The 323-nt window shown below is 81.4% G+C and carries 1 protein-coding gene; it reads right to left on the bottom strand.

Going from position 1 to position 323, the window contains the following annotated elements; all coding sequences use genetic code 11:
* A partial coding sequence (locus tag PUR56_RS14425) for a biotin/lipoyl-containing protein (RefSeq protein WP_329949201.1) occupies positions 1-323 on the bottom strand: 323 nt, incomplete at both ends.

Raw genomic sequence — 323 nt, 5'->3', positions numbered from 1 at the left:
GTCCTCGCCGACCAGGCTCTTCACCAGGGTGCCGGCGATCGGCGACGGGATCTCGGTGTCGACCTTGTCGGTGGAGACCTCGAGCAGCGGCTCGACGACCGCGACCGTGGCACCCTCGGCCGACTCCGAGCGGGTGCCGGAGGCCGCGGCGCCCGCGTCGGCCTGAGCGGGCCGCTGCGCGGGCGTGGCGGCGGCGGCCGCGGCGGCCGGGGCGGCAGCCGGGGCCGGAGCGGCGGCCGCCGCCTCGGCGACGGGCGCCGGAGCAGCCTGGGCGGCCGGAGCAGCCGCGGCGACCGGTGCTGCCGGTGCCGGAGCGGCCTCGG

This window comes from Streptomyces sp. BE303 (genome assembly GCF_036290945.1).
Taxonomy (GTDB): Bacteria; Actinomycetota; Actinomycetes; order Streptomycetales; family Streptomycetaceae; genus Kitasatospora.
This window is presented reverse-complemented; position numbering and strand designations above follow the sequence as displayed.